Source organism: Pseudoalteromonas sp. RB2-MNA-CIBAN-0110, assembly GCF_040309305.1.
Classification (GTDB): domain Bacteria; phylum Pseudomonadota; class Gammaproteobacteria; order Enterobacterales; family Alteromonadaceae; genus Pseudoalteromonas; species Pseudoalteromonas arctica.
Map to the genome: position 1 here is coordinate 26,124 of NZ_JBEOOQ010000004.1, position 23,774 is coordinate 49,897.

A 23,774-nucleotide genomic window follows, 5' to 3' on the forward strand; every position below is an offset into this window, starting at 1 on the left:
TATTCTATTGATTACAATTTTACTACAAGATGAACAACCATTGCACTTAATAGTTAAAGACTATATGTAAATATTTATATAGTCTTTATGTATTTGGTTGTTTTTTGTAAGTAAACGTTATCGTTAGGTATATGTTTTTATTTTAAAGAAGCTAAAACAAGCACTTCGTTGATTATTTGAGCTGTTTTACCTATTTCGCTTTCAGTCAAAGTTGGATGCACTAAAAACATAATTGACGTTTCTCCTAACTGTACGGCATTAGGTAAACGTTTTTTAGGTCTCCATGGGGTATCGTCAAATGCTTTTTCAAGATAAACCTCTGAACAACTGCCTTGAAAACACGGTACACCACGTTCCACAATTTCGTTTACTATACGATCTCGATTCCAATCATTAGCCAAATATTCGGGGTTTATAAACATGTAATGTTTATATTGAGCATGTTCGATGTGTTTTGGTACGTTAACTAATCTTACGCAATCAAAGCTATCTGCGGCATTATCGAGCAATGCACCATAAGCTTGACGTTTTGCGGTCCATTTAGCCATACGCTTTAGCTGAATACGCCCTATAGCAGCTTGCATTTCGGTCATACGCCAATTTGTGCCAAAACTTTCATGCAGCCACCTAAAACCTGGTGGGTGCTCTCTATTATAAATAGCATCAAAGCTTTTACCATGATCTTTATAGCTCCACATGGCTGACCATAGCTCTTTTGAGTTAGTTGTGACCATTCCGCCTTCGCCACCAGTAGTCATTATTTTGTCTTGGCAAAAACTCCATGCACCTATGTGACCAATACTTCCAACAGAACGACCTTTATATTTAGCACCATGGGCTTGTGCACAGTCTTCAATTACATAAAATCCATGTTCTTTACTGAGCGCCATTATTTCATCCATTTCAGCTGGCATACCCGCTAAATGAACAACAATAACTGCTTTAGTTTTTGGCGTTAATACTGCTTTTATAGATTCGGCGGTTATAGCTTGGCTATTTAGATCAACATCCGCAAATACAGGGGCCGCACCAGATGTAACAATACTTGAAGCAGATGCTAAAAAAGTACGCGGAGTAGTTATTACTTCATCACCAGCGCCTATATTTAATGCTTTTAAAGCAAGATCAAGTGCTAATGTGCCATTACCTAGCGCTATGGCATATTCACTATCAGCCCAGCTTGCAAATTCTTTTTCAAATTCACGGCCTTCAGTGCCGGTCCAATAATTTACTTTGTTGGATAAAATAACGCGGCTAACTGCATCGGCTTCTTCTTGTGTAAAGCTAGGCCATGGGGAAAATGGGGTATTTAACATGCAATTCCTATAAAATTTAAAAAAAGCTTAACTATTATCTGAAACTTTAGTGCAAGGAGAGCCATAAGCAATTACACCAGATGGTATATCTTTGACAACTAAACTACCTGCACCAATTAATGTATTGTCGCCAATATTAATAAGTTGTTTTACTTTACTTCCAATACCTACCCAGCTACTTCGTCCGACGCAAACTCCGCCAGCTAATGCTGTACCTGGACAAATATGCGTAAAGTCATCTATTTTGCAATCATGCTCAATTATAGCTGAAGTATTAATTATACATCCACGGCCTATTACTGCAAAAGCGTTAATAACAGCATTAGCAGCTATAACAGACCCTAAATCTATTTGAGCATATTTACTTATAACCGCACTTGGGTGTATTAGGATTGGAAGTGTATAGCCATTTTTGGCTAACGTTTTTATTTTTACTTCTCGAGTATTATTGTGACCTATAGCAACAGCAACATTTATGTTGGTGATAGGTACATTAAGTAAATCTGAAAATGTACCTATAACAGGCCAATGCTCTATATTTTTTTTATTAGGATAGGCATCGTCATAAAAGCTAACACTAAAACCTAGTTGCTCCGCAATATCAGCTATTATTTTACCGTGGCCGCTAGCCCCTAAAATAGCCAACGTTTTTACAGCTGGCTTAGTCATTGTTAGAGCCTTTAAAAGGCTCAATAGTTACGTGCCCATCAGCACTGATGCCTTCTCTTATAAAAACTTTTTTTACTGTTAACAGTAATATTTTCATATCGAGTAAAAAGCTTTGATTTTCTACATACCAAACGTCGAGCTTAAACTTTTCATCCCAGCCAATTGCATTACGCCCGTTAACTTGTGCCCAACCTGTTATACCAGGTCTTACATTATGGCGTTTAGCTTGTTCTGAGTTATACAGCGGTAAATATTGTACTAATAGTGGCCGAGGCCCAACTAAGCTCATATCGCCTTTAAGAACATTAAACAAACCAGGTAGCTCGTCTAAACTAGTTGAGCGTAAAAAAGCGCCAAACTTAGTCATTCTTTCGTTATCTGGAAGCAAGTTACCGTGCTTATCTTTGGCATCGAGCATGCTTCTAAACTTCATCATTTTAAATACTTTACCGTGTAAACCTGGGCGGTTTTGCGTAAATAAAATAGGTGAACCTAATTTAGTACGGATTAATATCGCTACAATAACAATAATGGGTAACAACATAGCAAAGACACTCAGTGCCACTATAAAATCAAATAAACGTTTCATGGTTTAACCAACTGTAAATAAAAGTTTTCTAGCTTTTTTAGATAAGTATTTCTTTCGAATCTTTCTACAATTCTTGTTCTTGCATTACAAGACATCAAACTAAGTGAAGATGCAGTGGCATTAGTAGCATTTTGCATTGCTTTAGCTAAACTATCTTCATTTTTAGGTTTCACTAACCACCCATTAAAATTAGGAGTTATTATCTCATTACAACCATTAATATCTGTTGCTATAACAGGTAATGACATAGCACCGGCTTGTAAAACAACATTAGGAAACCCTTCTCGATAACTCGAAAGAACCACTACATCGCTGGCTCTTAATGCTGGACGTATATCTGACTGAAAACCTAACATATGAATTCTTGGATGGTTTTCAATTATAGTCATAATATCAGGCTGTATAGGTGCTGTATGATCAATATCACCAACCAGTAGTAAGTGATTTTTTTCTGTTTGCAATATAAAAGCATTAACTAGCTCTTTTATTCCTTTATCTATATTTAAGCGCCCTACAAATGTAAAAATAAAATGCTCAGTGGGAATAGATAATTCACTTTTTAGGTTAGTACTAATACCATCATTATTTTTGTTAAAATACCCAACATCAATGCCTGCTATGTTGCCATTACCAATTAAGTTTAGCTGTTTGGATGTAATTTTATAACTTAATAGATCGCGTTTAACACCTTCTCCCTCTGGTACTATATGAGTAGCTGATTTACAAATAAGTCTATCTATAAAAATTAATAAGCTTTTTTTAAAACCCGTTTGAGTAGGGAAAATAAGACCCGTAAACGTATGTATTTTAATTGGTACAAAACATAGTCTTGCAGCTAGCATGGCGATCAATCCAGCTTTTGGGGTATACGAATGCACTATATCTGGTTTGTGAATTAGAAATAATTTGATCATAAAAAATAGTGAAATAATATCTCTAAATACATTTATACCTCGGCTCATTAGCACTGGATATACTGAAACACCTTCATTTTTAGCTACTCGCTCTAAAGCCGGTGCAGGAGAGCTTACAATAGATACATCAAATGTATTATTTAAAAATTTAGGCTGATTTTTTAAAATAGTGTCTAGAGTTTCAGGTACAGTCGTGACTATAAATAATGTCTTTTTGTTCATAAGGCTTAAGAGTTCCAGATCTCATTATATTTACTTACCATGGTTTCTATCTTGAAGTTATTTTCTATTCGCTCTCGCGCTTTAAGCTGCCTTGCTTCCCATGCATCTTTTGAATGGGCTTTCATATTTATAGCTTCAACTATTTTACTTGCTAAATCTTGAGAATTTTGCGGTTTAGCCACCCATCCAGTATCACCAACAATATGTGCAGCATCACCTACATCTGTGGTAACGCATGGAGTACCACACGCCATAGCCTCATTTAATACATTCGGGAACGCTTCACTCGAACTTGACAGAAGGTGTATATCAAGCCCATTCATTACTTTTGGTATATCACTTCTTTTTCCTGCTAAAATAACATTATCGAGTACGTTATTTTGTTGTAACCATCCCATTAGTTGCTGGTTACTGTCACACATATCTAGACCAACTAATAAACATGAAAAATTAATTTTCTGCTGCTTTACTAAACCTAAAGCTTTTATTAAATTTTCGTGATCTTTAAACGGATGGAAACGACTTACCATACCTATAAAAACAGTGTTATTTGAAATACTAAACTCTTTTTTAATTTGTTCTTTAGCATTATTATCGGCTTTAAAATCGTTAAGGTCATAACCATTGTAAACCACGTTAAGTTTTGCTTCACAATAGCCAATCCCTTTATTAGCTTCTGCAGCTTTATCAGCACAACAAATAATTTTTTTAGGAATGATGTAACTTAAATAGCCACATAATTTCGCAACCAGTATGGTGGACTTTTTAGCAGCACCTGGTGTTAAATTAGACTGATGCAATCCCCATGTTATATTTTTTATACCCGCACAACGAGCCACTAGGCCACCAAGAAGGTCTGCATGATACATCCATGTTTGTACTGCATCAGGCTTAATGCTTTTAATCAGTTTATATAGCTTTAATAGGCCCCTGAATGTAAAGCGTCCTAATGGCATATCCAATGAATACGCAGTAACACCTTGTTGCTGCAATAACGGACCATATTTAGATAAGCCCATTAATGAAATAACTGTATGGCTATTTTTTGAATCGGTTGTGCATAAGCGATATAAAACAGCTTCAGCACCACCGTCAGCTAACCCTGTAATAATGTGTAATACTTTCAATTAAAATACCTTTAAACGATAATTAGCTAACAAACCAACCGAAACCTTCAAGCCTAAAGTGTAAACTCCAAACTAGAAAAAAATATAAACAGAAAACCAATTGAAAAATACGTTTATATTTTACTTTAAAACGAAGTGAAGCTAACAACACTAGCAATACAACACTTTCAAATATCCTTGCTGTAACAGGTAATAAAAAATAAGTTGAAAGGTACAGAATTAGAAAGAATATAATTTGCGTGTTATATCTTAAAAAGACTTTGCCTTGCATAACAAATAACATGAAAACAAAGCTCCAATAAATAAAGCCTAGGCCACTTGCGCTTTGCGAAGCCCCATTACTATATTCTTCACCCTGCCTTGCGCCAATAAACTGCGCTAAGTAAAGTCCCATAGCTCCAACAACAACTCCAACAAATACGTACAATATACTTCTGATACCGTGTGAAAGTTTTAAGTGCATTAAGAAATTAACACCCAAAATACCTAGCAAAATTATAATGAATGATGAATGTATGAGTGCAGCACAGATATAAAAAAAATACTTTACTTTATTTGAAGCGCTAAACCACCCAATTAAAAAGATTGCTACCCCAAAACCTTGTCGTAAATGAATTAAATTGTTTTTTAGCACCAAAGGTAGTAATAAAAATAGCATTACCATATAAAAATACTTTTTATTGGTATTTTTTAATACCAAGTAAAACGTAGAGAATGTAGAAAAAGCAATTATTATTCTCACGATATTTTCAGGAGAAATAAAAAACGAAAGTAATGAGTTAATAACCAACCACAAAGGCTCGTTAACCAATAGCGGCAACACCCCAGATGAAAAGTTTTTTACTAATAAGATTGGTGAGCTTTCTGGGTATAATAAATAGTTTCCTCTATCAACTAACCCATCTATAGGTAATGCAGTTAAAAATATACAAAAAAATAATGCTATAAAAAAACTTAATAGCTTATGTGATTTAGGGTTAATCCTAAAAGAGCGATCATAAAAATTGTATTTTTTGATATTAGTACTCATTTAACAAAGCTTCCCAACTTTGGATTATATTTTTAATTTTATATATCTCTGATGACTTTAAAACATCATCGCCATTAAAAGGAGATTTAAGAGCTTTGTCTAAATAATCCTGTAGGCTATTTATATTTTGATACTCAACCAGGTAGCCGTTCTTACCTTGTTCTATTATTTCGCTTGGACCACTTTTACAATTAAATGCAACGACAGGTGTGCCTAGGGAAATAGATTCAACTAAAGTATTGGGGAAACCTTCGTACAAAGAGGTTAGTAATGTTAACTTAGCATGCAAGTAATAAGGTATTACGCTTTCCTGAAAGCCTTCAAAATCGACTTTTTCACTCAAATTAAAGTCTGATACAAGTTGCTTTAACTTCTGCTCCAAACTTCCTTGACCAACTATTTTAAGCCTTAAACTAGGATGATTTTTTGATAAGACAGAAAAAGCCTGAATTGCAAAATGAAATGCTTTTTGATCTTCGAGTCTGCCCACACATAAAATATAATCGCCTTTAGACACTTCGCTTGGTTTTATATTAACAGCTTCATTTTCGACTGTTGTGTTTACAGGGTTATATATAACACTTGTTTTATTTTTTAATTTTGGAAACACTGATAATAAATCAGTTCTCATGCCTTCACACTGATTAACAATATGGTCAGATCTTTTGTAAATTTTCATGAGTAAGAAAGAAAATACAGAAGTACGAAAACTCCTTTTAACACTTTTTGAATTTTCAGAAAGTGAGTTTATATTCCTACTTATAATTTTTACATTAACTCTCATGAAAAGCTTAATAAGTAACAATATAAGGCTAAGTTCATAATTAAAAACAACTACTTTAGTTGGTTTGTGTGTTTTTAAATAATTATATATAGGCAAAATAGAACTACGGGCATTTGGTAAATCTAATACAACTAAATTTACTTTTTTGCTTAATCGAGTGCGATAAGCAGCATCTTTCAATGTAAGTATTACAAGCGTTACATCCCAACCTGCTTCAGCTAAACCACTTGCGACAGTAACACACACACCCTCAGCACCACCACCTGCGAGTGAACTGATAAAAAGCGTTATTTTCTTTTCAAAGCATTTTTTTATCAAAGCATTACATCCTTGGATCTTGCTGCCATAAATCACCTAACCACTTATCGTAAGCATATGAGTTAAAGCCTGCATCGCCCGATTCATGAGCAAAAGTAAGCTCACCAAAATATATTTTTCCATCTACATTATAAAAATCAACACGGGCATAGCTAAAATCTTTTGCTAAACTTTTAGCAAGTTCTAGCATAGTCTCAAAGTTTTTTGGCCTTTCGATTTGAGTAATTATTGATGGATATACACTCGTCATAGGAATCCAATTTAGGTTCTCATCAAAAAAAGAACGATGATGTGCTGCATCCCTTTCAAAGTCGATGTGTAAGATAACTTTTGCATCGCCATCTGATTGCTTGAAAACATGAAACTTGTAGTCTCTTAAACTTGACTCTCCAAGGTGAGGTAGCAACCTTTTTTCAACTAATATTGAAGGAGGAATATCGCTATACCATGGCTCATTTTTGAGTTTCCCATAATCAACTTTTAACTGCTTATTTACATCGTCACAAGCGTATTTAATTTGTTCATCACTACAAGACTCTGTTAATAAATAAACGGGCCCAGAGTTATGATTTGCTTTGAGTAATACATCACCATTTTCATGGATAATATTTTTTAACGTATCATAAGTAATAATTTTACCGGAATAGTAAGTTTCGATTACAATTTCAGATAGCCCTTTTTCAGTAATCCACGTTTTAACGGCAAGCTTATCTGAACATATAGAAAACAGCGGGTTAGAAGGGTTACTCTTTCTGATATGAACTTTCTCATTAAATGTTGTTGGGTTTAAAGCTGTTAAAAAATACCCATTTCTTCTATAAAAACTTAAGTAAAACCAACACCTACGTAATAAATTTGAATTACTATAAAGATTACTTCTGATTTTTCTAATTATACTCATACTAAAAACCTTTAATTAATTTTTATACCATTTTTCATTGCATATAGAGTAAATTTAAAAAGTGAGTATCAATACTTTATTAAAACTGCTATATATTTATAAGCTAATAATTATAATCGTAAAAATGTCTTAAACATTTTAAAATAAACACCTACAGAAAGTATCAATTCTTTTTCACTTCTAACAACCTAACTTATTACATACTTAAGTATAATTTTCACTTCTAAATATGTCGTATTTAATCAAGTTAAAGTTAGTTTTTCTCAAAACCTTCAAAACGAGTTAAATAAGGATGCCTTTTATTAAAACGCATGCTAACTCTGTCTAATATTCTTGAAAATTCATAAATCCAGCGGTTATATTTTAATTTTTTAGCTGGCATAGTTATATATTTCAATTCATCCATTGATTTTTGACAAGACTCATTAGTAAAACTATCAATGCACTCTAAATGACTAGATATTAGGGTTTTTCTTTGCTGAGTATTCATATTGATATAATCTTCAATAATTGTCTCAACCGATATCATTTCTAAATCCAATCCCTTTAGATTGTATTCATATTGGTTAACATCGCTAAAATACCCATATGTTTCAGCTTCTATAACATTTTCAACGCCTACAATACTTGGCAAACCTAATGCTGCAGCTTGGATTATAGCAGTACCACTACCTATGAATAAATTATAATTACTCACTGTTTCATCAAACTTTAGATAGTCTAATGTCCCTTTTAAATGAATAGATTCACTCAATCCAGCCTTATTTATTTCATCAGCTATTTGTGCTTTTAAAGGGCCATCACCATAAATGTCAAATTGAACATTAAACCCTTTCGTTTTTAAATTTTTTAAGACCTTAATCATATAAAAATTATATGTTTTAAAATCAACTAGTCGCCCTATTGCTACGATTTTTATTGGTAAGTTTACTTCACCTGAAACTTTAATATCTTTTTTATCGATAACACCTAGTCTAAAAGTATTTGCATCAGTCAATTTTTTACGCTTATGTTTTATATATAATTGGCGATTGCCTTCCGAGAAAAAAAGTAGCGATTTTTCGGGTAAAAAATCAAATATAAATTTGCGATTAACTTTCTCATGCCAAGCAACATCATCACCGCCCCACAAAAACTTTATGTAATGATAAAAACCAACCGTAACAATTATATTTTTATTTAACATATTTGATAAGCGATATCCCACTAGTGCATGCATTCCATCGCTTGCATGTATCTGATCTACATTTTCTAAAATGCGCTCTAATGCTCTTTTTTTCACGGGCACGAGTAGGGGTAATCTGCGTGTGAATTTTCCTAAATTTAAAAATATATCATCAGGAAATAATACGTTTGCATACTTTTTCATTTCGTTTAATAATTCAGGGTTACTTTCGTGTGGTAATGACAAAAGAAGAATGGTTGTATGCAACCCTAACCTGTGACGCTCTTTAGCCATTCGCATAAAAAACGTTTCAATACCACCTACTGGTAAAGCACCATAAATAAATAACATTCAAACCCTTTTCATTAAATAGTTTTTTAAATAAAAATATGTTTCTGCTAATCTTTTAAAAAATAGAACGCAGCTCAAAATTAGTAGGAAAACCCAAATCCACATTAGCGCCGGTTCATTTGCTTTTGTAATGACCATAATGCATGTAGCAGCGACATAACCAATCATCAATACATAAATTTTAACTCTTGGTATGGCCTTCCATATATGCGCGCTAGATTCTGTCTTTACTGTAAAAAAAATAAAAAATGCAAAGATTGAAGCTAATGCAGCTCCAGAAGCCCCATAATGAGGTATTAGTAGATAATTTAGAATTGCATTAACTGCAAATGCTATAAAAGACGCTAACATAGAAAAGTTAGTTCTGCGGGTTATACCAATCCCTACTCCTGTCACCTCGCTTAATAAGTAAAATAAAGGCATAGCTACGCACGCTACTATTAAATATTCTATAGCGGAGTATTCCTGAGGTAAAAATATAGGAATAATGAAAGATAATAAACCAAATAAAGACCAAATCAGCACAACAAATAACACCATATTTTCTATAACACACTCGATTTTACTTTTCTCAGAGCCCTCTTTGACCCAACGATAAAGAAGGGGGTGCCATATGCTAGAAAAAATAGATGTAACAACCGATACAACTCCAGCAAGAGCTGCTGCCAATGAATAAATACCGAGTTCCTCGAAGCCTGACAAACTTCTAAGGAAGAACCTATCCATTGTACTCACCCCCCAGTAAGCAATGCCCCCAGCGACCAGCGGTAAGCTAAATGTTAGCATTCCCTTTAATAATACGGTGTCAATTCGCTTCGTAAAAGCTGCAATCCAAGATTTTCGGGTTAGCCAAGCAAATATAATTAATGAAAACGATATCGCTAACGTATTCATCAACATAAGCGTATAAAATTCAGCTTTTAAGCCAAAAAGCATTATTAAGCTTATTAATATAAGTAAAAATAACTTAGGAGCAATCTGCGTTATAGAAAATGCTAAACCACGTTCTTGCATACGAATTACGTGTGCTAAGAAGTTAATAAAAAAACTAGCTAACAATCCCACAAATAACAAAACCGTTAACGAATTTGAATTTATCCCGAATAATAATTTAGAAATAGAGTAAGGCTGTAATAAGGCTATCAATGCAACAATAGTAATTAAGACTAAACCGGGAAGAATACTTAATTTTAATAAAGCTTCCTTATCAGTCTTTTCATGATATTCACGAACATAAGCTTGATGCATTGATAAACTAAATAAGGATACAGCTAACCCTAAAACCACTTGCAGCATAGTCAAACGGCCGACATCTTCAACTGTAAAAAACCAAGCGACAAACGGCAGGGTTATAAACCCAAGAAGTGCTGCACCAATTGGGCCTAAAGCAAATTGTAAAATTATTTTAGCTTTCAAGGAAGAAATCCAAAGACGCTTTTATTACCTTGTCTTGATTTTCTGTAGTCATTCCATAATACAGCGGCAAACGTACTAGCCTTGAACTCTCTTGCGTTGTATAAGTATCTTTGCCTGAAAACTCGCCAAACTGTTTTCCTGCAGGGCTTGAGTGCAGTGGGATATAATGAAAAGGTGTCGTAATATCCTGCGTTTTCATATAACTAATAAATTCATTTCGCTCTTCATTTGAGCTCAATTTTATATAAAACATATGCGCGTTATGCGTTAATGAATCCGGAATATGAGGTAGCTGTTCAGCCTTTAGTTTTAGGCTCAGTTTATTGTAATAACGTTCCCATATTGATAAACGGAAATTATTTATCGTGTCTGCTGCTTCAAGTTGAGCATATAAATATGCAGCTTGTAACTCGCTTGGTAAAAAGCTCGAGCCTATGTCTTGCCATGTGTATTTATCGACAATACCATGTAGGAATTGGCTACGGTTTGTTCCTTTCTCACGTATAATCTCAGCTCGTTCAACTAGCTTAGGGTCATTAATTAAAATAGCCCCACCTTCACCACCCGATGAGTAGTTTTTAGTTTCATGAAAGCTATAACAACCTATATGACCAAGAGTTCCTAGTGCTTTACCTTTATAGGTAGACATTACGCCTTGTGCTGCATCTTCTACTACCCACAAGTCATGTTTTTCTGCGATGGCGAGTATTGTATCCATTTCACAAGCTACACCTGCGTAATGTACTGGCACTATTGCTTTTGTTTTAGCCGTAATCGCAGCTTCAATAAGTGTTTCATCAATATTCATTGTATCCGGACGAACGTCAACAAATATAATTTTTGCACCACGTAATACAAACGCATTCGCTGTAGATACAAATGTATAGGAGGGCATTATAACTTCATCGCCTGGCTGAATATCTATCAAAATAGCGGCAAGCTCTAACGATGCTGTACATGAGGGAGTTAGTAATGCTTTTGTTGTATTGAAGCTGTCTTCAAACCATTTTTCGCACTTTTTAGAGAAGTAACCATCGCCGCATAACTTGTCTGATGCAATCGCTTGTTCGATATACGCTAATTCTGTGCCTACTTTAGGAGGAATATTAAAAGGGATCATTTTTAAACCTGTTTATAAAACCAATATGATATATCAGCAATGCTAAAACCATTTTTACTGTATAAATTTGCTGCGGGGGTATTGCTAGTTTGTGTTGCAACTTTTATCTTGCTAACGTTATTTGCTAAACAGTAGGCCTCTATTAGCTTTAGCAGTTCACTACCTATTCCCTGCCCCTGAAAACGACTAGCTACTCCAATAAGCCCTATAACGGCTTCTTTATTTCTAATCCGAATGGTAATAAAACCAGAAATATTACCTTCGTTCTTTAAGACTAAGCAACAGTCATCGAATTTAGATAAAACTGCATTTTCGATCCACGTTTGATAAAAGCAATCTCTTTCACTTGGAGAAAACCACGGCTCTCTAAAACGACTATTCACATATAAATCACTTACTGTACGTTTAAGTTCATCAATATCGCTTTCTAGCGCTAGATAACAATTAAAACTTGGTAGTGAAACTACGTCATTGCTGTCTAGTAAGCTTTTTTGAAATACAACTTCTCCCTCAACAAAGCTAAAGCCGTACTTATTCATTTTATCTAAATCGTGATAGTTATTTGAACTAACTTTAGTTGTTACTAGTGAGTTACTAGGCCAATTTTTATTTTCTATATCATCACTTGTTAGCTCAAGTGAAAATATTGTCTTGTTAAAAAAGTGGCTATCCCACTCCTTCAAAGTAAAATGATTATGCATTACTTTTTACTAAGCCCATTAGGTATTGGCCGTAACTATTTTTAAGCATTGGGGCTGCAAGCGCTTCAATTTCAGATTTAGTTAGCCACTTATTATTGAATGCAATTTCTTCTAAGCAAGCTATTTTATACCCTTGTCGCTTTTCAATTGTTTCTACAAATTGAGCCGCTTCAAGTAAGCTTTCATGCGTGCCAGTATCAAGCCAAGCAAAACCGCGACCCAATATTTCAACATTAAGCTTATTTTGCTTTAAATAAATTTCATTTAAGCACGTTATCTCTAGCTCACCTCTATGCGAGGGCTTAACTTGTTTTGCTATTTCTACAACAGAATTATCGTAAAAATATAAACCGGTTACTGCTAAATCAGACTTTGGTTTAGCTGGCTTTTCTTCAATGGAAATAGCCTTTTGGTTCTCATCAAATTCAACAACACCAAAACGTTCCGGATCTTTTACTTGATAGCCAAATACAGTCGCCCCTAGTCCGTTCTTAGCATTCTCAACCGCATGCTTTAACTTAGGTGAAAACCCTTGCCCATAAAAAATATTATCGCCTAGCAATAAACAAACGTCGTCAGAGCCAATAAACTCTTCACCTAAAATAAACGCTTGAGCCAAGCCATCTGGGCTTGGTTGTATCGTGTAACTAAGCTCAATGCCAAAGCGTGAGCCATCACCTAATAATCGTTTAAATGATTCTTGATCTTCAGGTGTAGTAATAATTAAGATTTCACGTATTCCCGCTAACATCAACACAGAAAGCGGATAGTAAATCATTGGCTTATCATAAATTGGGAGTAACTGCTTGGATACACCCATAGTAATAGGATAAAGGCGTGTACCGGAGCCTCCGGCAAGGATAATTCCTTTCATGCTATTTTCCTTTAGCTGTCATATTTATTTCGCCCAGACGCTCACGCTGATATGAACCATCTTGTACGTTTTGACACCACGTTTGATTATCTAAATACCATTGAACGGTTTTACGTAGGCCTGTTTCAAAGGTTTCGACCGGTGTCCAGTTTAGCTCTGCACTCATTTTTGATGAATCAATAGCATAACGTCTATCGTGACCAGGGCGATCTGCCACGTACGTTATCTGTTCTGAGTACGGGGAGTCCTTAGGCACTAAAGTATCTAGAATACTGCAAATACTTTTAACAACTTCAATGTTTTGCTTTTCGTTATGGCCACCAATATTATATGTTTCACCAATTTTACCTTCAGTTACTACCTTATATAAAGCTCGAGCATGATCCTCAACGAATAACCAATCTCTAATCTGATCACCTTTTCCATAAATCGGTAGTTTTTTACCTTCAAGGGCATTAAGTATTACTAATGGTATTAATTTTTCAGGGAAATGATATGGCCCATAGTTATTTGAGCAATTGGTTACAACTGTAGGAAAGCCATACGTACGTAGCCATGCACGAACTAAGTGATCACTAGATGCCTTACTTGCTGAATAAGGACTGCTTGGTGCATAAGATGTTTGTTCAGTAAACAGAGGTAGCGCTTTACTCAACGCATTACCCGCTTGCTCATCTGGGTGAGGTAAATCACCATACACTTCATCAGTAGATATATGATGAAACCTAAAAGCGAGCTTTGCGCTATCTTCGAGTGAATTCCAGTACTCGCGAGCAGCTTCTAATAAAGTGTAAGTTCCTACAATATTGGTTTGAATGAATTCAGCGGGGCCTGTAATTGAGCGATCAACATGGCTCTCTGCAGCTAAATGCATTACAGCATCTGGCTTGTGCTCGGTAAACACACGGTCTAGGGCTACACGGTCACAAATATCAACTTGCTCAAATGCATAACGCTCATTACTATCAACTGATCTTAGTGACTCTAAATTACCTGCATAAGTCAGCTTATCGAGATTGATAACCAAATCTTGAGTATTATCTATTATATGTCGGATAACAGCAGAGCCAATAAACCCTGCACCACCTGTTATTAGTATTTTCAATTTAATTACCTTTAAAACTTTACTGCTCAAAGCGGATTATTTGAGTCTTCTTTTTTTAGAAAATACAAAGTTAAAACGCTAATTGTTGCCAAAATAAACCCTAGAATTGCCGCAAATATACAGATAAAAGCTCGTTTGGGGCCTGACTTAATTTCAGCGACGATTGCTGGATCTACTGTTTTAAATACGTATTCATCACGAACATTAGCGAACATAATCGTTTTTGCTTGCTCTTCTATAAGCTTGTATAAAATTGAACGTATATCTGCAATTTTTGTTTTATCTAACTGTTTAACTAGAAAATCTGTACTACGATTGGCTTCTGCTACATCTCGTTTTTTCATAACCGAATTGATGTCGGCAATTAACCAGTCTACCCACTGCTTGGCAACGACAGGGGAAACATGTTCAATTGAAATTGTAATCATCCCTGTATCTTTTAGAGTATTTATAGATACGACTTTGCTGAATGCTCTATATGCTTCTTGCATTGAAGGCTTTGGCTTGAAAGGTGCAGATATTTCACGAACCCACTTTTTTTGTTCTGCGAGATAAACATCTTCATTGTATAAAATATCATTAGTACTACTATTCCATGACTTTACTGCCATTAAATTGGGTAGGATATTATGATTTTGTATAAATTCGCTCGTAAATTGACGTGACTTCAAAACTTCAATTGCTAGCTGTGTTTTATTATCTGAGCCTGCACCCAAATTAATTCCAGCCAAGCTAGCCAAACCACCAAACTGCCCTGATAAGCCACCTAAGCCGCCAGACTCTTTCTGTTCTGCTGCAGTTAATAATGCTTCAGACTTATAAGTATCGGGTAAACTTAATGCATAAAATACAGCTATAAAAGTAAATAATATCGATGTGAAAATAATTATAAATTTACGCTTCCATAGTACTGATAATAACTCCTTTAAATTTATCTCTGCATCAAAGTCTTGCTCTAAATAGTTTAACTCGTTGTGATATTCTTTAATTTTATTACTCATGTAATTCTCTTATCAGCCAGTTTTCTGAGATATATGATTCAATTTTCAACAAAACATTGAATTTAAGTTTTTAGCTACAGATAACTGGGAAGATATGAAACTACAAAACTTAGTAATCTTAACTTATTAAAAATAAATACTCTTACGGAGTAAATAACTTAACTGAAGTAAACAACACAGTTAATTCAAGTTTCGATTTATATTTCTATCAATATTTTAGTCAAAATAAACGCAACAATAGTTTTACTCACTGCGTTTATTTATTTTCTTTTTATAAGCTACCAATAGCTGCCACAGCTACGCCTAGCTGATAAAGAATCTGCGTTGCAGTGCTCCAAAGCGTTAGCTTGTCCATGTGTCCTGCGTCCATTGGTATTACTATTGTGTCGCCTGGTTCTAACTGATCAGCATTATTTGCTGCAAACCAGCCACCTGTGTTTGGTATTTTCACTGAACCATTGGCTTTAATAATGTAAATTCTGTCTTCAGCGGCACGCTCTTTAAGGCCACCACTCAAAGCAAGATAATCATCAACACTCACCCCAGTTTTGTATAGGTGCGATGTTGAGTAATTAACTTCACCAATTACGCTAATTGAATCACGCTTGCTTGGTACATAAAGTGTATCACCATCTTGTAATACTAAGTTTTGTTGGTTATTTACAATTAAAGGTAAATCAATTACTAAACGTCCTACGGCTTCAACACTCGCGAGGTCGTTTAACAGCTTGTTCATTTCTTCATATGAAAGTGTGCTACTGCTTACAGAGTTTTGGAAGCTCTTAGAAGCTATATCACGGCGAAGCTCTGTAGATAAACGTGCTAACTGCTTTTCCTCTTGCTCTTTAATCGACGTACGGGTAAATACAGCTGCTTTTTGCTCTGCAAATTTTGAAAAGCCACCCGCACGTTCTAGCAATTCAGTAAGCGTTTCTCCTCGGCGTATGGTGTAAGTGCCCGGAAATTTAAGCTCGCCTTTTAATTCTACTTTTACATTTTCTTGCCAATTTGGAATTGCAAAAACGTTTATGCTGTCTTTACTTTGTAGCGTAATGTTACTTTGAAGATCGCCCTTCATGGCGCTTTCAAGGTCAAATCGTAAGTGTTCTATTTTAGAACCATCACTCGCTACTATTCGCGTAATTTCAGCTTGTTTTATGTATGCAGACTCCAGCAAGCCACCTGCTGCTGTTATTAAATCACTTACCTCACCACCAATCATTAGTGGATAAATACCTGGGAAAGTAACGTTTCCGCTAATCTCAACTAATTGCATAGCTTGCTGCACTGATGCTTGCTGCTTAAATTTAGCAATAATTGGCGCTAATAAATTATGGCGGCTAAATAACGCGTAATCTTCAGGTTTGAGTTCTTGGTCTTCTTCTTCTTTTGCTTTGCGCTTAGAAATTTCAGCAATAGTGAGTATTTTATTGTCTTCAAGAACAAGTTCTTCGTCTTCTTGATTAACGCCAATGTATTTTTCGAACTCTTTTTGCTCAAACTTATGCCATTGCTCTGCTTTTTGTTGCTGCTCTTGTTGCTCTTGACTAAGGGCCATATTTGCTAGAGTTGATTGCTCTAATTCTTTTTCTTCAAAACGGCTAAATACAACAATTTTGTCATTAGCTTGAAGTTGTAAGTTATTTTCAGGATTTTTAATAATCGCTTGAGCAACGTCGAATTGGTGTGCTTCTATATCGCCGTTTATATTTATTTCGCGGATTACGAGTCCATAGCTTAAATCGGCTTGCGGTAGTAAATCACCACGTACTGATTTAAGTACATCTGAAATGCGCTTGCCTTGATGCCACTGATAATTGCCTGGGCGCGCTACAGCACCAATTAAGCTAACTGAGTTTTGATATTGCGAGCTAACTGAATTAAAGCGAATACGGTCGCCATCTTGTGGAATATAGTTAATTTGCGATTTTGAAAAATCTACCGATAGCACTTCTTTGCGATCGAAGTTAAAGCGCTCTACAATTGCGCTTTTGGCATATGCATTTGGTTTAAGGCCTCCGGCCATTGCTAATAACTGCTTAGCAGACTCACCTTTTTTAAGTTCAAAGATAGCTGGGCGTTTAACCGCACCTTCAACTCTTACTTGAGCGCCAACTGATGGAATAAATACAGCATCGCCCGGCTTTAATACGATATCGTTACTGCTATCGCCATTAATAAGTAAGTCGTAAAGGTCAAAGTTTGCAACTACGTTGCCTGCTCGTTTAACTTGAATATTACGAAGAGAGGCAATGTCAGACACGCCACCGCTTACGAATAATGCGTGCGAAACGGTTGTTAATGAAGAAACACTGTAACTACCTGGCTTATACGCTTCTCCTAGCACTAAAATACGCATGCTACGAAGTTGGCCAAGCGATATAAAGGCTTTTACACCAATAACTTCCTGCTCTACTTTTACTTTTATTAGTTCTTTAATTTCAGCAAAGGTTAAACCAGCCACTTCTACAGGGCTCAGGTCAGGAATACTAATACGTCCTTCACGGTCAACTATGACTTCAAAACTGTCACTTTCTTTACCATAAAAGTTAATTTTTAATTGATCGCCAGGGCCTACAATATAAGTATCGGGTACTGCGGCATTTTCGCTTGGCATAAATGTAGTGGGTTCACCTGCAAACAACTCATAACCATATGGTTTTAATTCGTCTGCTTTTGGTTTGAAGCGCTCTTCATCTGTTAGCTGCTCTTTCTCTGGCTCTGCGCGCTCGCCAATACTGTTTTGTTGCTCTGTATTATTTTGATTATTGGATTGGTTTGTACCGGTGATTGTTGAAACATCAACACCATACTGTTTTGCTAGGGCTTCTTGCTGGGCTTTGGGCAGCTTTTTAAATTGCTCAATTTGAGATGCTGTTGGCGTAAAAGCCAAAGTACTAAAACTACAAAGTAGAATAAAAGCACTAATAAATTGTGTAAAAACTTTCACGAGTAGGTATATCCCTAGGTCTACAACCAAAATTGGTGGCTATAATACCTTAATTTTGAGCAAATAAAAAAGGGACTTTCGTCCCTTTTGTCACTTTAGTGTCATTAACTTAGTTACATTGGTTAAAAACTGTAAACCAGAGTAAATGATGTTTCTGTGTCAGTGCTTTCTTTGTCGTCAGCAACATCTGAGTTGTTAGTGACATTAAAAGCGACTTTCATTTGTAATGAGCCGTTTATTTTTGCAAGCAATGCAGTTTCTGAACGAGTTTTAGTGTTTGTATCACCATACTCTACAGCAACTAATTGAGTAAAACGTGCACTCTCAGAAATTTGCCAGTTGTAATCTAATTTACCTAAGGCAATTACTTCGCCTTCAAACTCGCCAGCAAGAGAGTTACCGTTATCATCAATTTCAGAGCTGTCATCTGGGTATTCAAAATATTTATAACCAGGACCAACTTCGGCACTTAACCACATTGTTTTTTCGTTTAATAAACGTAGACCGTAACCTGCAGAAATTACTGACTCACTTCTATATGCTCCAAAATAATCTGAAACGTGTGAACCATAAATGAATAGATGAGAATGATCTTCATTTAATTTGTAATTACCTTGCGCTGAAATCGAGTACTTTTCATTTGTGCGCTGCTTATTTTTGTCGCCATTCGCATCTTCAACTTCATCTTCTTTGTAGATACCATCTAGTTTGTATTCGTTGTTCCAGTGTTCAAGGTTGTGCTGTACTTTAATACCACCTTTGAGTGTGGTCGTTTCTGTATTACCACTTGTGATAATAGCACCAAGTTCACTGGTAACTTCCCACGTTTTTTGATCTGCGTCTGCAGCGAATGCATTTGTTGCAGCAGATGCTGCAACTAAAACTGATAAAAGCTTTAATTTCATTAAAAAATAACCTTTGTATAAATGTATATCTATTTTATTAAAGCGTTACTTGTTAGAGCAAGCAAAACAGCTAAGTAATAATGTAAAAAATTTCATGCAGCAAATACTGCATGAAATTTTATGTCTAATAGCCGTTTTATCACTACAACAATTAAAAATAACTTTAATTAAATAACTATTTAAAATTAGTCTTGCTTGTGTAAATGAACATCCATTTGTGGAAATGGGATTGCAATATTTGCATCATCTAATGCAATTTTAATATTTTCCATTAATGACCAGTAAGTAGGCCAGTAATCAGCAGCGTTAACCCAAGGGCGAACAACAAAGTTTACGCTAGAATCACCTAGCTCAGATACAGCGACTGTATAAGCTGGGTCTTTAAGTATGCGTGTTTCTGCATCTAATACAGATTTTAATACTTCTTTTGCTTGACGTAAATCAGCATCGTAACTAACACCAATAACTAAATCGATACGACGAGTAGACTCTCGTGAGAAATTTGTAATAGCGCCAGACATTATTTGAGAGTTTGGTACGATGATTACTTTATTATCTGGTGTACGAAGTTCAGTTGAAAATATTTCGATTTTCTTAACAGTACCCATTTTATTACCTGCTTCAACAAAGTCACCAGACTTGAATGGGCGAAGTAAAATAATAAGTACGCCTGATGCGAAGTTAGATAATGAACCTTGTAATGCTAAGCCAACAGCTAAGCCTGCAGCACCTAAAATAGCAATGAACGAAGTTGTTTCAATACCAATTTGCGAAAGTGCCATTAAAATAGTAACAGCAAATACAAGTGTGTACACAATGCTTGAAACAAACGACCCTACAGCTTTATCTACTTTCTTTTTAGCAAAACCTTTTTCAGTTAAGTTAGAACAAAACTTAGCGATACGACTACCAAGTAAAAAGATAACAAGCGCAACAACAGCTTGTATACCGTAGTGTAAGATTAGGCCTGAGTTATCGTTAAGCCAATTAAGTACTGAATCCATATTTACTCCAAATGTTTTTTATTAAGCGTTTTCCGAGCATTATTATACATTAATTTACAATTTATTCTCATAGAATAATGAATTAATACTATTAAAGTCGCCTGTATTCGATTTTTCGCGAAGGTTATGCGACAAATATGTTACCTAATCCCCGGAAATACTAGCTGTCCAACACTGATTAAATTTGTTTATTTAAATTATTTTAATTTATTTCACTTTTAGACTTCACAACATTTATTATTTTATGTATTATGCGCGCCACACCAAACAAGGTGTGTGTAGTGGCGGTTGTAGCTCAGTTGGTAGAGCCCCGGATTGTGATTCCGGTTGTCGCGGGTTCAAGCCCCGTCAATCGCCCCACTTTTTCTCCTAGTAATACCCTTATTTATATTTTAATAATTCCCCTAAATTATATTTTTTAATATTCTATACAGCATACCCAAGCTTTGTTACCCAAATTAATATTTTAAGCTAAATTAGTTTATCAGCAACCTCTCCCCTTTAATTAGTTTAACTTGAAGATTTATTAAGCAAGTATTTAGCCTGCAATTAAATAACATTTATTTAACTAATGTGATTACATTGGCTGTACTTAAGTACAAAAAGTGCTAGATTTCTAGTACTAATACCAACCTGCATAAATATTTGAGCAACTTAACAAATTAAATCGCACTAAAACGTTGTTAAAATTTTTTATTTATAACAACAAGATACAAAAATTTTCGCCTAGTTTTAGCGTGATTTTCTTAACGTTAAATAGACCTCACATATAAGCAGATTGGTATAACATCACTTTATTACAAAACATCAAACTTCCTATGGGATATAAAATTAAGCATGATTAAACAGCTTTTAAGAAATTTACTATGTAGTTATTTGGCCTTAATAAGTTTTAGCTCATTGGCTCAAAGCAATGATGAATATGATAATCTATTGATTGAACTGCAAAAATTAGTTTCTGAAAAGAAATATACTCAGGCTTACGAAAAAAGTAACAGTGAATTTCAATACTTAGGTGAGCCTGTTTATGATTTTTTACTTGGGGTCTCTGCGCTTAAAACAGGAAATGCGGCACCTGCTGTATTTGCTTTTGAACGCGTGCTTGAAAACAACCCTAGATGGTATGAAGCTCGCTTGTACTTAGTTCGTGCTTATTTAACCGTTAATAATTTACCTGCTGCCGATACCCAAGCTTTAATACTGATTAACTCACCTAATACACCTAATAACATAAAGTCTTTAGCACAGTCCTTACTTGATACAACCACACTTAAAAAGCAAGATGCTGGGCGTTCTTATAAGCAAAATATTGAGCTTGCCCTTGGCGTTGATGGCAACGTAAATGCTGGTACGGCAGAAAATACGATTATAATCCCTAATATTGGTGAATTTTTATTATCGCCAGAAAGTAAAAGTACGCAAGACAACTATGCGCGACTAAATTACAGAGGAAAGCACTCTCACCCTATAGATCAAAAAAGTTTAATCACTTTGAGTGTTAATACCGGGTGGTACAAGTTTGCAGAACTCAGCCAATACGATCGTATAAATGCGCATATTAATGCTGCCTATCAATATAAACAAAATGACATAAGTTGGTTTGCACAAGTATCGACGACTCCATTAATGCTTGATGGCGATCTTTATCGTACTGAATCAGCTTTAACAGCAGGTGCTAGTTATAAGCTGAATAAACAAGTTAATTTATTTAGCTCTGCGACTGCGGGTGTTTTAAATAATAGATTTGATGAAAAGCTCAATAATTCGTTTTATGCAATAAACGCAGGAGCTAGCTATGCAACTAAGCAATGGTTTCAAAGTTTAAGTGTTAACGCTAAAAATGAAGAAGCCGATATTACTGAAGGTGAATTTAATAGCCGTAATATTACGAGTTTGTACTACCAAGTGAACACTCAACTAGCTCAACATTGGCAGTTGTTATCTCTTGCTGGATACCAATGGATTAATTATAAAGATGATCACCCTTTATTTTTACAAGAACGTGCCGATAACCTCTTTATGCTCTCAACGTCTGTTCGCTACTTAGTTAATCGTGATTTAGCAATACAGTTGGCTGCCAACTATCAAGATAAATCCAGTAATATTTCTTTATTCGAATATGACCGTTTAGATATCAATTTAAGCGCTTCTTACTCATTTTAATTTAAGGTATTTATGAAACATTTACTCCCTGTAATTACCACTTTACTTTGTGTAAGTTTTTATACACAAGCAAATGATCCTGCTGGTAAAACTATTTTAGCGCGAGGCTCTGTACTAGCGGTTGATGGAAGCTCTGAACAACAACGGCAGTTGCAGCGCAGAGATACCGTTTTTGGTGTAGATCGCATTACGACTGGAGAGAAAAGCAAAGCGCAATTTTCAATGTCGGATGGTGGTTTAATCGCTTTAAAAGAAAATTCAGAATTAAATATTGCTAACTACGAATTTGATGATAATACCCAACAAGGTTCTGCTTCTATTGAGTTACTTAAAGGTGGCTTACGCTCTATTTCGGGTGTGATTAAAAAAAATGGCGGCTCTTATAGTGTAAAAACCCCCGTTGGCTCTATTGGTATACGTGGAACACATTTTGAAGTTCAGCTCGTTGAAGGCAATGTGTTTTTAGCTGTATGGGATGGCGCAATAGATCTAACACTCGAAAATAATAGTGTGGTTTCTTTGGGTGATAACGAGGCATTTTCGTTTGCACAAATTACAGCCTCTGGTGAAGTATTAAAAACGACGCGTGCGGCACGTGTGTTTGATCAAAATATAGTAACGATCGACCCTAAAGATGACAACGAAGAAGAGACTGAACAAGCATCTGTAACTGAAGTTGAAGTAAATGCTTTTGAAGCAGATACAGATACTATGGATATATATTCTGAACAACAATTTCAAACAGTTAGTAGCGCATCTTTAGTCGATCAAATAGCTCAGCGCCAAGGTGTATTTAACTATGAAGCATCAAGCTTTAATGTAAATTCGAGTGTGGGTGCTGTTACTGACTTTGCTATGACTATGGCTGTTGATTTTGATAATGGCACGGTACCTGATGGCGAAATTAGTTTTAATGACGCGGGCGGAAATTGGTATGCGGCTTACAGCGGTTTAATAAATTTAAGCGAACTTGACTTAGCCGTTACATTTGCATCCCACGGCAACAACAAAGCCGAGGGCGATGTTGATGCAATATTTTTGAATGACTTAGACAACATTACTGGCAACTTTAATCTTAACGAAATAAATAATCCTGATGTAAATGCTAGCGGTTCTTTTAAATTAGAACCATAAACACATTGGATACAA

The 23,774-nt window shown here is 35.3% G+C and carries 20 protein-coding genes and 1 tRNA gene; 3 read left to right on the forward strand and 18 right to left on the reverse strand.

What is annotated here, in order from left to right:
- Nucleotides 1–137: 137 nt before the first annotated feature.
- The 18 genes from AAEY68_RS03930 to AAEY68_RS04015 form a co-directional block, all read right to left on the reverse strand.
- Nucleotides 138–1,316 carry a DegT/DnrJ/EryC1/StrS family aminotransferase gene (locus AAEY68_RS03930; RefSeq protein WP_350585526.1) on the reverse strand — a complete coding sequence of 393 codons (1,179 nt, stop codon included), beginning with the start codon at nucleotides 1,314–1,316 and terminating at the stop codon, nucleotides 138–140.
- 27 nt (nucleotides 1,317–1,343) lie between these two features.
- Nucleotides 1,344–1,985 carry an acetyltransferase gene (locus AAEY68_RS03935; RefSeq protein WP_197208911.1) on the reverse strand — a complete coding sequence of 214 codons (642 nt, stop codon included), beginning with the start codon at nucleotides 1,983–1,985 and terminating at the stop codon, nucleotides 1,344–1,346.
- Nucleotides 1,978–2,574, reverse strand: coding sequence for a sugar transferase (locus AAEY68_RS03940; protein ID WP_350585527.1), 597 nt, complete (start codon nucleotides 2,572–2,574; stop codon nucleotides 1,978–1,980). Before AAEY68_RS03940 ends, AAEY68_RS03935 begins: the two co-directional genes overlap by 8 nt.
- Complete coding sequence (locus AAEY68_RS03945; protein WP_350585528.1) at nucleotides 2,571–3,710, reverse strand: glycosyltransferase family 4 protein; 1,140 nt, start codon at nucleotides 3,708–3,710, stop codon at nucleotides 2,571–2,573. Before AAEY68_RS03945 ends, AAEY68_RS03940 begins: the two co-directional genes overlap by 4 nt.
- A 5-nt stretch (nucleotides 3,711–3,715) precedes the next feature.
- Nucleotides 3,716–4,837, reverse strand: a complete 1,122-nt coding sequence (locus tag AAEY68_RS03950; RefSeq protein WP_197175716.1) for a glycosyltransferase family 4 protein — start codon at nucleotides 4,835–4,837, stop codon at nucleotides 3,716–3,718.
- Between the two features lie 22 nt (nucleotides 4,838–4,859).
- The gene (locus AAEY68_RS03955; RefSeq protein ID WP_350585529.1) at nucleotides 4,860–5,867 is read right to left on the reverse strand and encodes an EpsG family protein; all 1,008 of its coding nucleotides are present in this window, start codon (nucleotides 5,865–5,867) and stop codon (nucleotides 4,860–4,862) included.
- A complete protein-coding gene (locus AAEY68_RS03960; RefSeq protein ID WP_350585530.1) occupies nucleotides 5,857–7,005 on the reverse strand; it encodes a glycosyltransferase in 1,149 nt (382 codons plus the stop codon). Before AAEY68_RS03960 ends, AAEY68_RS03955 begins: the two co-directional genes overlap by 11 nt.
- The gene (locus AAEY68_RS03965) at nucleotides 6,974–7,870 is read right to left on the reverse strand and encodes an ATP-grasp fold amidoligase family protein (RefSeq protein WP_010555588.1); all 897 of its coding nucleotides are present in this window, start codon (nucleotides 7,868–7,870) and stop codon (nucleotides 6,974–6,976) included. Before AAEY68_RS03965 ends, AAEY68_RS03960 begins: the two co-directional genes overlap by 32 nt.
- A gap of 253 nt (nucleotides 7,871–8,123) precedes the next feature.
- A complete protein-coding gene (locus AAEY68_RS03970) occupies nucleotides 8,124–9,386 on the reverse strand; it encodes a glycosyltransferase family 4 protein (protein ID WP_350585531.1) in 1,263 nt (420 codons plus the stop codon).
- A complete protein-coding gene (locus tag AAEY68_RS03975) occupies nucleotides 9,387–10,802 on the reverse strand; it encodes a lipopolysaccharide biosynthesis protein (RefSeq protein ID WP_197175724.1) in 1,416 nt (471 codons plus the stop codon).
- A complete protein-coding gene (gene rffA, locus AAEY68_RS03980; RefSeq protein ID WP_350585532.1) occupies nucleotides 10,792–11,922 on the reverse strand; it encodes a dTDP-4-amino-4,6-dideoxygalactose transaminase in 1,131 nt (376 codons plus the stop codon). Before rffA ends, AAEY68_RS03975 begins: the two co-directional genes overlap by 11 nt.
- Nucleotides 11,923–11,924: 2 nt before the next feature.
- Entirely contained in the window at nucleotides 11,925–12,623 is a 699-nt protein-coding gene (gene rffC, locus AAEY68_RS03985; protein WP_282114479.1) for a dTDP-4-amino-4,6-dideoxy-D-galactose acyltransferase, read from the reverse strand.
- Nucleotides 12,616–13,497 (reverse strand): glucose-1-phosphate thymidylyltransferase RfbA, encoded by an 882-nt coding sequence (rfbA, locus tag AAEY68_RS03990; protein WP_350585533.1) that lies wholly within the window; start codon nucleotides 13,495–13,497, stop codon nucleotides 12,616–12,618. The genes rffC and rfbA overlap by 8 nt, the downstream gene beginning before the upstream one ends.
- Before the next feature lies 1 nt (nucleotide 13,498).
- Nucleotides 13,499–14,602: a dTDP-glucose 4,6-dehydratase gene (gene rfbB, locus AAEY68_RS03995; protein WP_350585534.1), complete on the reverse strand. Its 1,104-nt coding sequence runs from the start codon at nucleotides 14,600–14,602 to the stop codon at nucleotides 13,499–13,501.
- Nucleotides 14,603–14,628: 26 nt separating this feature from the next.
- Nucleotides 14,629–15,603 carry a Wzz/FepE/Etk N-terminal domain-containing protein gene (locus tag AAEY68_RS04000; protein ID WP_350585535.1) on the reverse strand — a complete coding sequence of 325 codons (975 nt, stop codon included), beginning with the start codon at nucleotides 15,601–15,603 and terminating at the stop codon, nucleotides 14,629–14,631.
- Nucleotides 15,604–15,874: 271 nt separating this feature from the next.
- Nucleotides 15,875–18,553, reverse strand: a complete 2,679-nt coding sequence (locus tag AAEY68_RS04005) for an SLBB domain-containing protein (protein WP_350585536.1) — start codon at nucleotides 18,551–18,553, stop codon at nucleotides 15,875–15,877.
- Between the two features lie 122 nt (nucleotides 18,554–18,675).
- A complete protein-coding gene (locus tag AAEY68_RS04010; RefSeq protein ID WP_350585538.1) occupies nucleotides 18,676–19,458 on the reverse strand; it encodes a DUF481 domain-containing protein in 783 nt (260 codons plus the stop codon).
- Between the two features lie 185 nt (nucleotides 19,459–19,643).
- Nucleotides 19,644–20,462 carry a mechanosensitive ion channel family protein gene (locus AAEY68_RS04015; protein ID WP_007582322.1) on the reverse strand — a complete coding sequence of 273 codons (819 nt, stop codon included), beginning with the start codon at nucleotides 20,460–20,462 and terminating at the stop codon, nucleotides 19,644–19,646.
- Nucleotides 20,463–20,746: 284 nt separating this feature from the next.
- Here AAEY68_RS04015 and AAEY68_RS04020 point away from each other — a divergent pair.
- From AAEY68_RS04020 to AAEY68_RS04030, 3 genes are all read left to right on the forward strand, one after another.
- A tRNA-His gene (locus tag AAEY68_RS04020) sits at nucleotides 20,747–20,822 on the forward strand.
- Between the two features lie 477 nt (nucleotides 20,823–21,299).
- A complete protein-coding gene (locus AAEY68_RS04025; protein ID WP_350585539.1) occupies nucleotides 21,300–22,625 on the forward strand; it encodes a hypothetical protein in 1,326 nt (441 codons plus the stop codon).
- A 12-nt stretch (nucleotides 22,626–22,637) separates the two neighbouring features.
- Nucleotides 22,638–23,759, forward strand: coding sequence for a FecR family protein (locus AAEY68_RS04030; RefSeq protein ID WP_165728148.1), 1,122 nt, complete (start codon nucleotides 22,638–22,640; stop codon nucleotides 23,757–23,759).
- Nucleotides 23,760–23,774 lie beyond the last annotated feature (15 nt).